This is a genomic window from Streptomyces sp. NPDC091209 (assembly GCF_044757755.1).
Lineage (GTDB): Bacteria > Actinomycetota > Actinomycetes > Streptomycetales > Streptomycetaceae > Streptomyces.
Genome location: NZ_JBIVVR010000003.1, coordinates 113,143 through 126,649 on the forward strand (window position 1 = coordinate 113,143; position 13,507 = coordinate 126,649).

Here is a 13,507-nt window from a genome sequence, read left to right on the forward strand (position 1 = left end):
ACTCGGTTAGATGAGTGTGGACACCAGAACACCCCGCACACCCACGGGGGACCGCTCGTCGGGATTCGACGACGTTCCCGCGCTGAGCATGGTGAAGGTGCCGAGCGATCCGGCGCAGGTCATCGTCAATCATGCGAGCTTCCGCGTTCAACTGGCGAGCCCCTCGCGGCGCCAGTCCCCGCGCATCGCACGGCACTTGGGCTCTCCCGGCGCCGGTGCGCCGGGCCGGGCGGGCGGGGCCGGTCCGGCCGACGGGGCCCGCCGCCGCGCTCCCGTCGTCTGGAGCGGGAAGTCCGCGCCGGACGACACCGGCGCCCACCGCCTGCTCCAGGCCGTACGGAGCGCGGGGCTGACGCACGGCTCCACCGGACCGACGGCCGACGCCGGTTCGACCCAGGTCATCCCGCGCATCGGCGAACAGCCCGGCTACGCGGGCGATCTGACCGTCGACACGGTCGAGACCCCCCTTGTCGGCAGCCCGCGCACCCCCGTCGGCGATGAGCAGCGACTGCTGCCGCAGATGCGCGGCGTGGGCAGCGCCTATGACGAACAGGCCTACGACGGACGGCCGTACGGCGATCGGCCCTACGGCGAGCGGTCCTACGGCGAACAGGCCTACGCGGACGGCGACTTCGAGGACGGCTTCGAGGGCGACGGCTTCGACGAGACGGCGGGTGACGCCCCCGCCAGGCGGCGCAGCTCCGACCCGGTACGGCACGCCTATCACCCGGGCCGCCGGATGAACCTCGGCGTCGTGCTGCTCCCGCTGCGCGTCTTCCTCGGATTCATCTCCGTCTACGCCGGCATGGGCAAGCTCTGCGATCCGGTCTACTTCGACGGCGGCAAGCGCGGCTCCATGACGAAGTGGCTCAACACGCTGCACCCGTGGGAAGTCGCCGAGCCGCTGCGGCAGTTCGCGTTCCAGCACCCCGTCGGCTCCGGGCTCGTCATCGCTTTCCTCCAGGTCATCGTCGGCGTCCTGACCGTCCTCGGGCTGTGGCAGCGGGTGGCCGCGGTCGTCGGCGCGATGCTCTCGGCGGCGCTCATCGTCACGGTGAGCTGGAAGACGGTTCCCGCGTACGACGCGCCCGACATCATCTACCTCGCCGCCTGGTCCCCGCTGATCATCGCGGGCGCCCCGGTCTACTCCGCCGACGGGCGACTGGCCAGTGAGGCCTGGCGGACACTCGGGCCGCGCGCCGACATCTGGGACCTGCGCGCTCGCGTGCTGCGCCGGGGCGCGCTGCTCACGGCCGTCGTCGTCGGACTCACCCTGCTCATCGGGTCGCTCCTCGGCGGCGCCGTCCGTGATTCGGGCCGGATCGTCGTCCCCGGACCCGGCGAGGCCCCGCGCAACGAACTGCCCGGTTCCCCGCTCCCCGAGACGCCCGGCAAGCGGCACCAGAAGGCCACCCCGTCGGCCTCGGTGGCGCCCAGCCGGAGCAGCTCCGCGCCTCCGTCGACGGCGGCCAGTACGCCGGGTGCGACCCAGGAGACCGGCCGGGCCGGCGGCGGGCAGCCCAGCCGGACCCAGGGCAGCGGTCAGGCCCCGCCCCAGCAGTCCTCCCCGGTCGGCCAGGCCCCGAGCACCAGCGCGGGCCCCACCAGCAGCGGCGGCACGTCGACCGGCGGTGGGGGTGGCGGAGGCGGTGGCGTCGGCGGTGGTGGCGGCACCGGCGGTACGGGCGCGGCGAATGGCACCACCACCGGCGGGAGTTCGTCCACCGGCCAGCCGGGCCTGGTGGGCGGCCTGCTGGGCTGACACCCCGGCCATCCGCGACGAACGGCAGGACCCCGCACGCAAGCGTGCGGGGTCCTGCCGTGGTGCGTGCGCGTGGTGCCACGTGCCGCGGTGCGTGTACGTCGTGAGCGATGCGTGGTGCGTGGGTGCGTGGGTGCGCGTACGTCGCGTTGGGCGGGCGCGGGCCCTGTCGTCGTGCCTGGGTGGCTCTCGTAGGGCCGGAGGGCGGTCTCTAGCGGCCCAGGGCCGCGAGTTCCTTCGCCGCCTCCGTGAGGTCCTTGGCGGTGTCGATGGCGCGCCAGTAAGCACCCTGCGGGATCGGGAAGCCGGACAGCCGGCGTTCGCGGGCCAGGCGCGGGAAGGTGGTGCGCTCGTGGTCGCCGCGCTCGGGGAGCATGTCGGTGAACTCGGGCGAGAAGACGTAGACGCCCGCGTTGATCTCGAACGTGGAGGGCGGGGCCTCGATGAAGTCCGTGATGTGACCGAAGCCGTCCGTCTTGACGGCGCCCCACGGGATACGGGGGCGGGCCAGTGCGAGGGTGGCGACCGCGTCGCGCTCGGCGTGGAAGTCCGCCATGTCGCGCAGCGAGAAACGGGTCCAGATGTCGCCGTTCGTCGCGTACCAGGGCAGGTCCGGGTGCGGGAGGTGCGCGGCGGCGTACTTGAGACCGCCACCGCGGCCGAGGGGCTCCGTCTCGACGACCGTCGTGACGTTGAGCGGGAGGTCGGCCGAGTCCAGCCACTTCTGCAGGACGTCGGCGAGGTGACCGCAGGAGACGACGACGTCGGTCACGCCTTCTTCGGCGAGCCAGGTCAGCTGGTGGCCGATGATCGGTGTCCCGGTGCCGGGGATCTCGACCATCGGCTTGGGCCGGTCGTCGGTGTAGGGACGCAGCCGGGAGCCCTGGCCGCCGGCCAGGACGACGGCTTGAACGGGGCGCGACGCGGCGTTCGGATCGGTCATGCCCGAACTGTACGTGGCGCCCCGCGCGCGGCCTCTCGCGGCAACCGTTCCTTAATCAGCTGTTACCGGGCGGCCCGGAATCAGCCGATGTGCGAGGTGATCGACCGGATGGCGTGAGGCGTGAGGCGTGATCGACCGGACGGCGCGCGACGCGTCGGACCGGATGACGCGCGCTGCCGTCGGCGGGCGGGCGGGCGTGAGCGGGCGGCCGTGGAGGCCGTGCCCCTCGGAGGGAACTGTGGTCTCCGAGGGGGCGGGCCGGGGGCGGGGGCGGTGGCCTCAGAAATGGGTGGCCGCGACCCCCGAGGCGAACGCCGTGTCGCAGACGGGCCGGGCGAAGGACTGGGCCCGGGTCGGTCCGTACGCACGGACCGCCGCGCGGCCCAGGGCGCGGGCGATGGAGACGCAGTGCTTCCCGAGCGACGGACGGTCGTTCACCGCCTCCTGGAGGTCGGTGAGGGCCACGCCCGGGTTCTGCTCCTGGAGTTCCAGGAGCAGCTTGTCGCGCAGGACGTCCTGCGGGGCACGGGAGACGGCTCGCGCCGAGACGTCTTCGGAGGACGCGGTGAGCACCGAGCTCGAGGAATTCCCCGACCAGTTGACTCGGGTGACCGCGAGAGTCCCGGAGAGCACCAGGACGACAGGCAGAACGAGGGCGAGGGTGCGGCCGATCCGGCGGGCGGGGCCACGGCCACGCCGGGTCTGTTGGTTAGTGGTGGAGTGCTTCACGCGAGTGAGGGTAGCGCGGGGTGATGATTTGGCGACATTTAGTCACCGGTTCGGGGGATGGGGAAGCGGTGTCTTCTGGGTACCGCGTTGACGTACACATATCGAAATGCCCGGTCTGCCGGGGTATTTGTCGACAACGAACAGGGCCCCGCAGCAGGCTGCCGGGCCCTCTTCGTCAACTTGGGTGAATTCAACCCCTACGGGGTGTGCGCTTCCGCCCGGATGACGCGGACGTCAGTCGGACAGGCGCTCGCCCGTCGAGGTGGAGAACACGTGGATCTCGCCCGGACGCGGGACGACGTGCAGCGTGGCGCCCTTGTCCGGGACCGAGCGGCCGCTGACGCGGACGACGAGGTCCGTGAGCTTGTCGTCGACCTTGGCGGAGCCGTAGACGTAGCCGTCGGCGCCGAGCTCCTCGACGACGTTCACCGAGACGGCGAGGCCGGCCGGGGCGTCCTCGGTGTCCTTCGACAGCGACTTCGCGGCCTCGCCGTTGTGCTCGACGACGTCGAAGTGCTCGGGGCGGACGCCGACGGTGACCGTGCGGTCGCCCTTGTCGGCGGCGGCCTTGAGGGCCTCGCGGTTGACCGGGACGACGCTGTTGCCGAACTTCACGCCGCCATCGGTGATCGGGACCTCGACCAGGTTCATGGCCGGGGAGCCGATGAAGCCGGCGACGAAGAGGTTGGCCGGACGGTCGTACATGTTGCGCGGCGAGTCGACCTGCTGGAGCAGACCGTCCTTGAGCACGGCCACCCGGTCGCCCATGGTCATGGCCTCGACCTGGTCGTGGGTGACGTACACCGTGGTGATGCCGAGGCGGCGCTGCAGCGAGGCGATCTGCGTACGGGTGGAGACGCGGAGCTTGGCGTCGAGGTTCGACAGCGGCTCGTCCATGAGGAAGACCTGGGGCTCACGCACGATGGCGCGGCCCATGGCGACACGCTGGCGCTGACCGCCGGAGAGGGCCTTCGGCTTGCGGCCGAGGTACTCGGTGAGGTCGAGGATCTTCGCCGCGTCCTCGACCTTCTGGCGGATCTCGGCCTTGTTGACGCCGGCGATCTTGAGCGCGAAGCCCATGTTGTCGGCGACGGTCATGTGCGGGTACAGCGCGTAGTTCTGGAACACCATCGCGATGTCCCGGTCCTTGGGCGGCAGGTGCGTGACGTCGCGGTCACCGATGCGGATGGCGCCGGCGTTCACGTCCTCGAGCCCCGCGAGCATGCGGAGCGAGGTGGACTTGCCGCAGCCGGAGGGACCGACGAGGACGAGGAACTCGCCGTCCTCGATGTCGATCTCCAGGGCATCGACGGCGGGCTTCTCGGAACCCGGGTAGATCCGGGTCGCCTTGTCGAACGAGACAGTGGCCATGGTGATGGGCCCCCTTCACCGGCAGGAACGTGCCGGACGATCCGTTGTAAAGGTGGTGATCCACTACGGAAACGCCCATAGTGGTGTAGTCCACATGAGTGAACCGGGTCAGGACGCTACCTGGCGTTCATGTGTTCTGTCAGTACCCGGGCACCGGTGAAGTTCGCGGAAACTCTCGACAGGCCCCCGCTGCGACGTGGGTACACTGCACGGGCACGCCCGCCCCGCGCGCGGCAGGCCTCCTTAGCTCAGATGGCCAGAGCAACGCACTTGTAATGCGTAGGTCGTCGGTTCGAATCCGACAGGGGGCTCCGGAAGGCCTCAGGACGCACTCGTTGTGACCTGGGGCTTCTGCCTTTCCGTGATGACTTCATGGTCTGAACCACTTGCGGATCGGGCCTCTAAGTGGCCCGATGGGGCCACTATGGGGCCCGCGCGGTTGGCCGTCAGGCGGCGCCGATGTGCTGGACGTGGCCTCCGGCCGGTTCGTGGATGGGCCAGCCGGGATCGCCGGTCTCGGCAAACCGTATCCACGATCGGTGGATCCGGGTGGCGAGTGGGGCGGGCGGTTCGGCGTTGCCGAGGAGCCCTCGTGGGCCGCGCAGCGACGGCAGGGACAGGCGGTCGAAGACGAACGGCAACTCCATGACATGGCTCGCGCCCAGTCGTCCGTCGTTCGCGTCGGAGCGCCAGACGAATTCGTAGCAGTACGTCCGTCTGGCCGCGGCGCTCGCGTGTGCGGCGGCCATCTTCCGGGTACCGGCTGTGAACAGTCCGTCACCGAGGATGGTGGTGCGCAGATCGGCGGCTGAGGCGGACGGGTGCTGTGCCCGGTAGGCACGGACGGCTTCGTCGGGGTCGGGGTGGAACCGTGCCGCGGTGGCCCGGACATCGGCGTCGGTGGTGTTCGCCAGGAGTCCCGACGGGGCCAGGTAGAGACTGCCCTCGTCGAGATTGGCGCCGATCAGCAGTTCGACCTCGCCTCCCTGGCCGGCGGCGACCGCGGTGGCCGGCTGGTGCTCGCCGACCAGGCTGAAGGACGTGATTCCGCCGAGCGGGTCGTGGTGGGTGGACGTGCGCAGGTCCAGGCCGGTCAGGCCGGCCATGACGGAGACCAGGCGCTCGTCGGGGACATCGGCCAGGGTCTTGACGGTGGGGTCGAGGTCCAGCTCGCGTCCGACCGCCGCGGTGACGATGCCCGCCTGGTCGGGAGTGAAGGCGCCGGTGCCGCTGCCGCTCTGGATGATCGCCCGTCGGACCAGGCCCGAGGATGCCGGGTCGGCCAGGATGCCGCCGACGATGATGGCTCCGGCGGACTGGCCGAAGAGCGTGAGGTTGTCGGGGTCGCCGCCGAAGCGCGCGGCGTTCTCCCGGATCCAGTGCAGGGCGGCCAGGACGTCGAGCATGCCGCGGTTGTCCGGGGCGTCGGGCAGGTGCAGGAAGCCGGGGATGCCCAGGCGGTAGTTGACGGTGATCAGGACGACGCCGTCGCGGGCGAAAGCCGTTCCGTCGTAGAGCGGTGCGCGGTTGGAGCCCGCGACGAACCCGCCGCCGTGCACGAACACCATGACCGGCCGGGTCGGTCCATCCGGCTGCGGGGCCCAGATGTTCACGGTGAGGTAGTCGTCGCCGCGCTGCCAGCCCGGGCCGAAGTAGGGCGACATGTCGAGGGTGCCGAAGGAGTCCCGGGCGGGCTGGGGCGCAGTCGGTCCCGGCTGTGTCGCGTCACGGATCCCGGTCCACCGTTCGTGCGGGCTCGGTGCGGCGAAACGCCCGCGTCCGACGGGCGGTGCGCCGTAGGGCACATTGAGGAAGACGGACCCGTGCCGGTGGAGGCGACCACGGATCGGGCCCGAGGTGGTGGTGACGGTGGCGGGATCGGCGGGTGCCATCTGGGTCCTCCTGGCTGCTGGTTGGTCAGGTGGGTGCCGCCGCTCCGGGACGGCCGGAGCGGCGGCGGGGTCGAGTCGGGGTCAGTACCGGGTGATCGGTGCCCACTCCTTGATCGCGAATCCGCTGCCCTTGTGCTCGACTTCGAGGGCGCTGTGGCCGCTGAAGTGGGCGGGCAGAACGAGGGCGCCTGTGTCGGCGGCCCAGCCGAGCAGCCTGCGGCGGGTGGTGCGGGCCTGGGCCGGGTCCTGGCAGAAGCAGCTGTTGTGGTCGGGGTGTGTGACCTGCAGGGGGGTGTGCATCAGGTCGCCGGCGAACAGGGCCCGGTCGCTTCCGGAGGTCAGCTTGACGACGCTGGATCCGGGCGTGTGGCCGGGGGCTGCTTCCAGGCACAGGCCGGCGTCGATGGTGTGGGCTTCCTCCCACAACTGGACCTGGCCCGCGGCGTGCACGGGGGCGACGCTGTCCTCGAAGACGTTCTCGTTGACGCCGCCGGCGATGTCCGGGTTGTTCGCCGGGTTCCAGAACTCGAAGTCGGCCTTGGGCATCAGGTAGGTGGCGTTCGGGAACGTGGGTACCCAGGCGCCTTCGATCAGGCGGGTGTTCCAGCCGACGTGGTCGACGTGCAGGTGGGTGTTGACCACCAGGTCGACGTCCTCGGGCCGTACGCCGGCGCGGACGAGGTTGCCGAGGTAGTCCAGCCGCAGGTGGTCCCATCCGGCGACCGCTGGGCGGGTCTTGTCGTTGCCGACGCCGGTGTCGATCAGGATGGTCCGGCCCTCGCTGCGCAGCAGCCAGGTCTGCATCGCGATGTTGACTATCGCGTCGTCGGCACCCAGATGGTCGGGAACCAGCATCTCGCGGTGTTCCTGCCAGGCGTGCTCGGGCAGGTCGGGGAAGAACTGGTCCGGGGGCATGATCGGACCGTGCATCTCCTCGATGCGGGTGACGGTGACGTCGCCGAGTTTGAGCTCGTGCGTGTTCTGCATGACGTTCTCCTGAGGTGCGGGCCTTCCGGGAGACCGGGCGGCCGTGACGGGCTGAGCGGGAGTTGACGGAGCGGGGCGTCCCGAGGGGCCGGTGTGCTTCCCCGGGGGTGCGCTTCCGGCCGGCGCGGGACGGGCCTCAGTCGTTCAGGTGGGCGAGGAGAAGGCCGGGATCCTTGGCGGTGACGTAGGCGGCGCTCAGCACGTAGACGGTGTCGCCGCGCAGGGCGACGGACGTGGGGTTCTGCAGGCCGTCGGCCGCGGTCAGCACGACGGAGTGGCTGCCGTCGGGCTGGACGAGCGCGACCTCACCGGGGCCGTTGAGCGCGGCCAGCAGCCGGTCGCCGTGGCCGGTGAAGGCGAAGTCGTCGATCCCCGGCAGGCCGGTGGCCTCGGTCCGGACCGAACCGGCGCGCCCGTCTCGGAGAATGGGGATGCGCAGGACGGTGCCCTTGTCGAGGTTGGTGGCCCAGACGGCACCGTTGTGGATCTTCAGGCCGTTGGCGCCGAGGAAGCCGGTGGAGGCCAGTTCGGGGGCAGTGGACCAGGCAGTGGGGGTGCCGCCGGTGGTGGGCAGACTCCAGACGGTGCCCAGCACGGAGTCGGTGACGTAGAGGGTGCGGGTGCGCGGGTCCAGCGCCAGGCCGTTGGGCAGGCCGTCGGCGGGCAGCGCGGCGATCCGCTGGGGTTCGCCGCCGGGGCGCAGGCGCCACACCCCGGTGAGGTCGGGGGTGCCGGTGGCGTAGAGGAAGTACAGGGTTCCGTCGTGGGCACGGACGATGCCGACGGTCAGCGGGAAGCCCAGGACCGGGGTGTGGACACCCCCGTCGGCGGGCTTGGGCAGGGTGGCCAGGATCCGGATGGCGCCCTTGCGGGAGACCTCGGCGATCTGGCGGCCCTCGGCGAAGGTGACGTACGCGGTGCCACCCGGTGCCAGGGCGATGTTCTCCGGCGTCTGGCCCTTGGCCAGGTCGAAGTGCACGGCGATCCGCGGGCTGCTCAGCGGGGCGGAGACGGCCGACGCCGCGGCCGGGCTGAGCGCTGCGGCAGCGGCCGCGACAAGGACGGCCGCCGACACGGCGGGCGCGGAGATCTTCTTGAACATGGTTCCTTCACTGGTTTTCGGGCATGCGACAGCAACACGCCGACGCATGCGTGGAGACAGGCGGATTCCGCACGGGGCCCTGTGGCCCCGGGGGCTGATGCCGGCGGCTGGTCGTCAGCCGTGCCCGGGTGGGACGGGTGCTCGCACGTGCCGGCCGAGCGCCCCGTGGCGTTGCGTGAGGTCAGCCGACGTCGGCCCGTGGCGCAGGCTGCGCCGGGTCGGCCGGGACGGTGTCCTGGGTGATGGCCTGGGCGAGCAGGGCCAGCGCGGCCCGTGAGGGCGAGCCCGTCTCCGTGGTGGCGACCACCATGTTGGGGCCCGGCCCATGGCTCAGGGTCTGCTGAAAGACGGTCAGCGGGCCGACCAGCGGGTGCCGCATCTCATAGGCGGCGACGGCACACGCCTTGACCCGGTGGTCGGCCCACATCGAGGCGAACTCACCGCTCTTTGCGCTCAGTTCACCCAGCAGCGCGTGCAACGCCGTGTCCTGCGGATGCTGGGCCGCCACCAGGCGCAGATTCCCCACCACCGCCCTGGCCTTGCTCGGCCAGTCCGCGTACAGGTCGCGGGTATGACAGTCGAGGAACACCAGTCTGGCCATGTTGGGACGCTGCGTCGGCAGGTCCGGGGCGCCCGGGTCCAGGTGCCCGGCGAACAGCGCGTGACCCAGGCGATTCCACGCCAGCACGTCGCTGCGCCGGCCGAGCACGATCGCGGGAACGTCCGCCAGCGCGTCCAGCAACTGAGCCGTCGCCTCGGTCACACGCTCCGGCGCAGGCCGCCGACCCCGGGTACGAGGCCTGTCCACCCGGGCCAGATCGTGCAGGTACCGCCGCTCGGACTCGTCCAGCCGCAGCGCCCCGGCGATCGCGTCCAGCACTTCAGGCGAGGCGCTCAGTGACTGCCCCTGCTCGAGCCGGGTGTAGTAAGAGGCGCTCACACCCGCCAGCAGCGCCAACTCCTCGCGCCGAAGCCCCGGCACACGCCGACGCTCCCCGTAGGTGGGCATCCCGACATCCTCGGGACGCAGCTGGGAGCGCCGTGCCTGCAGGAAGTCCCCGAGCTGCGATTTTCCGGTCATGGATCCGAGTATGGGCCGACTCGAAACGCACAGCCTGCCCCAACTGTGGATAGGCACCAGCCGGTCTGGCTCCCCGACAGGACTGGTGATGACGTGGGCGTCGCCGACCCGGCACCACCCCGCACGCACCCAGGAGGACGCCTTGAGCGCCACCACCAGCGAACACGACCTCTTCGAGACTCTGGACGCGTCAGGCTTCGCCTTCACCAGACGCGCATGGGTCGATGCCGCACCCGCCCGGGTCTATGACCTGGTCAGTGACGTGTCCGCGATCGGCCGCTGGAGCCCCAACGCGACCGACGTCACGTTCGACCAGGGCGCCGGGCCTCGGGTCGGCGCCTGGTTCAGCGGCCGCAATCAGAAGGACGGCAGGGAATGGACGACCCGCTCCCAGATCGTACGAGCCGACCCCGGCGACGCCTTCACCTTCGTTGTCGGCGGCGCCGAAGACGGCATCGTGCGGTGGAGCTGGACCTTCCGCCCCCAGGGACGCGGAACCGTCGTCGAGCAGTCCTGGCAACTCCTCCGCCTCGACCCGGTACTGGGCACCACCCGCGGCGACCTCGACGCACTCCGCGACTACATGGCGAACAGCGTCGAATCCACCCTGCTCTCCCTCGCCCAATGGATCGCCGCGCCCACGGGACCCCGTATTCGATGACCTACTGGCGGACGCTCTTGCAGGGAAACCCCGTGAACGATCACCGAGCGCCGGACACCCCCATCACCGCAATGCCATCTGACCTGCACGGACGGTGAAACGGGGAACGTCGGGGAAGCCCGGGGCAACGCTCTGGCGATCTTGCAATGCCTAGGTCGGCGGTTCGAGTCCGACAGGGGGATCAGCTTGAAGCCCAACTCGGACAGTGTCTGAGCTGGGCTTTTGCGTTCAGTGGCGGTGGCGGTGGCGGTGGCGCTTGGCGCGGGCGGCGGCGGGATCGGCCCCGATCGAGTTGGCTGGTCAGAGCGCGAGGGCGTAGCGTTTTTAGGCGAGGCAAGGTGATTTTCCTATCGGCACGGGGAGTTCCCATGATCGGCGCCACCGTCACCTTCTCCTACACCGGCGACTTCGATCGCTCACGGATAACCAAGGTGGCCGAGGACGCTCGGGGCATGTTCGAAGGCATGCCAGGCGTGCGGTTCAAGTTCTTCACCTTCGACGAGAAGCAGCAGCAGGCGGTCAACTTCTACGTCTGGGACTCGAAAGAACAGGCGGAGCAGTTCTTCTCCGACGAGTTGCGCGAGCGCGTGACCGGTCTGTACGGGGTCACGCCAGTCATCGAGTTCGTGGAGATCGCCGAGATCGTCGACAATTCGGCTCCGTAGCGGCACGCTCGTTCTTCAAGCCCAACTCGGACAGTGTCTGAGCTGGGCTTTTGCGTTCAGTGGATGCGGCGGTGACGGCGGCGGTCGAGGGGGCAGGCGGCTGTCGGGGTCCGGTCAGGTGTCGTGGTCGGTGATGCAGCGGGGAGTGGTCGTGCCCCCGAGCCCCCTGGTCAGCAGTTCTGGAAGGCCGCCGTCGGCCGGGCGAGCGGGGTGCCGTCGCGGCCGAGCGTCACGAACTCGCAGGTGCGGTAGGCGTCGATGGTCTCGGCGAGCACCGGGGACAGGGATATCGCTGAAGCAACCTAGCTATGGGTCAAGGTAGTTGGCGAAGGGTTCGTGCGCTCGGGCTTCAGACCGTGAACTTCACCGCTTCGAGCCAGCGGTCGTTCTCCAGGGCGCCACCGAAGATGTAGCCGGGGCGCGCGTCGGCGCAGCCCTGGCCGCCCCAGTCGAAGCCGTGGAGCTTGGCCGTCTGGCAGATCCGGCCGCTGCCGATGTTGATGGCGAAGCCCGACATGGCGGGGGCGCTCGCCTTCGTGCTGCCGATGTAGTTGTTCCTGCCGTCGGCGATGACGGCCGTCCATTGCGGTTCCCACCTGCCCTGCCCAGTGGACGACTTGGGGTCGTGGACAAAGGCGTTCGCGGCCGAACCGCCGCTGCCGGACACCGCGATGTTGAGGGCCTTGATCGGACGGTTCCGGCCCGAGGTGCCGGCCATCGTGCCGTCGCACACGGGCTTCTGCCAGCCCTGTCCGGAGACATAGGCGCGGTAGCAGATGTGCCGCCCCGAGGGATCGTTGCGGGCCAGACGGTTCACGGCGGTGGCGGCGGTGTCCTGCGCGGGCTTCGCGGTCACCGTGGCCTGCGGCGGCCTCGCGGTCACCGTGACCGTGACCCCTCCGCCGCTCCTCGGGTCCCTGGTGCCCTTGGGGCCCTTCGACTCCTTCGCGCCCTTGGACTCCTTCGGCCCGGCCGACGGCGAGGCCGAGGAACTGGGTGGCGGCGACATGCTCGCGGACGAGGTGGAGATCGGCCCCGACTTCTCGGCCCGCGGGCGTCCGCTGGTCTCGTCGCTCGACCGGGCGGCCTGTTTCTGGCGCCCGCCGTCGTCCGACCCGCCACTGCCCAGGATCACCAGCGGAACGATGACGAGGGCGGCCACGACGAGGGCCACCGGCCCGACCACCAGGGGCCTGTGAAGCAGGCCGGGCCCCACGTACTCGTCGTCCGACTGACGCGTTCCGCTCCTGCGGACGAGTTGCGGTACGAGGTGCGGGACGGGCCTCACGCCGGGGTCGCCGCCCTCGCCGAGGTCGCTGCCCCCGCCGGGGGAGGGCGGCGGGGGCAGCGACGCGGATTCCCGCCAGCGCTGCCGCGCCAGCGTGTACGCCTCGACGTCGAAGTCGTCATCGTCATCGTCGGCATCGTCGAGTCCGTCTTCGGCATCGGCATCGTCGAGTTCGTCTTCGGCGTCCAGATCCTCTTCGGTCCGGTCGTCGGCGTCCAGGTTGTTGTCGACGTCCTCGTCGAGCGGCTCGTCGGGGGTTGCCTCTTCGGCGAAGTCCTCGGCGGATCCTCCGGCGGGGCCGTCTCCGGCGGGTCCGGTTCCCGCGTGCGCCGCGGCCGTGTTCTCGTTCTCGGCCGGTTCCGGAGACCCCTCGGCGGTCCAGGAAGGCTCTGGCCGCTCCCGCTGGTCCACCAGCGTGCTCGAACCGTCCGGGGCCACCTCGACGTACGCCACGTAGCCGGCGGAGGGGTCCGAGACGGTGGCGGCCACGGTGGTGCCGCGGTCCCGTGCGTATCCGTGCAGCACGTCGAGGATCGCTGCGTCGACCGTCACCCCGTCCGCCGACGGTACGGGCTCACCGTCGATGGTGGCGGAGCCGTCGCCGGAGATGACCACCGCGAAGCGGGGGGCCGACTCGGACACCTCCCCCACGAGCCCGGGCGCGGATGCCTCCCCGAGGGTCACAGGCGCTGATGCCTCCCCCAGGACCACGGGCGCGGACGTCTTCCCCAGGACCACGGGCGCGGACGCCTCCCCCACGGGTTCCGGCCCGCTGAGATCCGTCGGCTTCCCGGGTGCGGCGGGGTCGCCCCCGGTGGTCGGTTCGGGTGTCTCTGCATCCCGGCTCATGGCGTTTCCTTCCTGACGATCCCGGTCGCGTGGCGTCGGCCGGGCCCGTCGCGTCGGTTCCTCGTAGCGCAACGGGCGCCGTCCGGGATCGGTTCAATTCCGGGGCGGCGCGGGACGGGACCGGAGGGGTGTGTGGGCTCCTCCACATCGCCGACACCCCTGACATGACACGGGTGT

At 70.8% G+C, this 13,507-nt stretch carries 11 protein-coding genes and 1 tRNA gene; 4 read left to right on the plus strand and 8 right to left on the minus strand.

All coding sequences use genetic code 11. The features are described 5' to 3' along the window. The first annotated feature begins 10 nt into the window (after positions 1-10). Positions 11-1,762, plus strand: coding sequence for a DoxX family protein (locus tag ACIQRL_RS10720; protein ID WP_401329824.1), 1,752 nt, complete (start codon positions 11-13; stop codon positions 1,760-1,762). A 211-nt stretch (positions 1,763-1,973) separates the two neighbouring features. On the opposite strand, the gene ACIQRL_RS10725 is transcribed toward ACIQRL_RS10720, so the two are convergent. The 3 genes from ACIQRL_RS10725 to ACIQRL_RS10735 form a co-directional block, all read right to left on the minus strand. Next, entirely contained in the window at positions 1,974-2,705 is a 732-nt protein-coding gene (locus tag ACIQRL_RS10725) for a nucleotidyltransferase family protein (RefSeq protein ID WP_261702030.1), read from the minus strand. Positions 2,706-2,984: 279 nt separating this feature from the next. Further along, positions 2,985-3,434 (minus strand): hypothetical protein, encoded by a 450-nt coding sequence (locus ACIQRL_RS10730; protein WP_401329827.1) that lies wholly within the window; start codon positions 3,432-3,434, stop codon positions 2,985-2,987. Between the two features lie 234 nt (positions 3,435-3,668). Then, positions 3,669-4,805 (minus strand): ABC transporter ATP-binding protein, encoded by a 1,137-nt coding sequence (locus ACIQRL_RS10735; RefSeq protein WP_401329829.1) that lies wholly within the window; start codon positions 4,803-4,805, stop codon positions 3,669-3,671. A 237-nt stretch (positions 4,806-5,042) separates the two neighbouring features. On the opposite strand from ACIQRL_RS10735, the gene ACIQRL_RS10740 reads away from it, so the two are divergent. Next, a tRNA-Thr gene (locus ACIQRL_RS10740) sits at positions 5,043-5,116 on the plus strand. 135 nt (positions 5,117-5,251) lie between these two features. On the opposite strand, the gene ACIQRL_RS10745 is transcribed toward ACIQRL_RS10740, so the two are convergent. The 4 genes from ACIQRL_RS10745 to ACIQRL_RS10760 form a co-directional block, all read right to left on the minus strand. Continuing rightward, positions 5,252-6,697: a carboxylesterase/lipase family protein gene (locus ACIQRL_RS10745; protein WP_401329832.1), complete on the minus strand. Its 1,446-nt coding sequence runs from the start codon at positions 6,695-6,697 to the stop codon at positions 5,252-5,254. Between the two features lie 81 nt (positions 6,698-6,778). Then, the gene (locus tag ACIQRL_RS10750; RefSeq protein WP_401329834.1) at positions 6,779-7,684 is read right to left on the minus strand and encodes an MBL fold metallo-hydrolase; all 906 of its coding nucleotides are present in this window, start codon (positions 7,682-7,684) and stop codon (positions 6,779-6,781) included. 136 nt (positions 7,685-7,820) lie between these two features. Further along, a complete protein-coding gene (locus ACIQRL_RS10755) occupies positions 7,821-8,786 on the minus strand; it encodes an SMP-30/gluconolactonase/LRE family protein (RefSeq protein WP_401329837.1) in 966 nt (321 codons plus the stop codon). Positions 8,787-8,967: 181 nt separating this feature from the next. Beyond that, on the minus strand, positions 8,968-9,867 hold the full coding sequence (locus ACIQRL_RS10760; RefSeq protein ID WP_401329840.1) for a helix-turn-helix domain-containing protein: 900 nt from the start codon (positions 9,865-9,867) through the stop codon (positions 8,968-8,970). Positions 9,868-10,009: 142 nt separating this feature from the next. Between ACIQRL_RS10760 and ACIQRL_RS10765 the strand changes: the two genes are divergently transcribed. Together ACIQRL_RS10765 and ACIQRL_RS10770 are read left to right on the plus strand one after the other, a co-directional pair. After that, entirely contained in the window at positions 10,010-10,528 is a 519-nt protein-coding gene (locus ACIQRL_RS10765) for an SRPBCC family protein (RefSeq protein ID WP_401329842.1), read from the plus strand. Positions 10,529-10,896: 368 nt separating this feature from the next. Further along, on the plus strand, positions 10,897-11,193 hold the full coding sequence (locus tag ACIQRL_RS10770) for a hypothetical protein (protein ID WP_401329845.1): 297 nt from the start codon (positions 10,897-10,899) through the stop codon (positions 11,191-11,193). Positions 11,194-11,542: 349 nt separating this feature from the next. Here ACIQRL_RS10770 and ACIQRL_RS10775 read toward each other — a convergent pair whose 3' ends face one another. Continuing rightward, on the minus strand, positions 11,543-13,330 hold the full coding sequence (locus ACIQRL_RS10775; protein ID WP_401329848.1) for a hypothetical protein: 1,788 nt from the start codon (positions 13,328-13,330) through the stop codon (positions 11,543-11,545). Positions 13,331-13,507 lie beyond the last annotated feature (177 nt).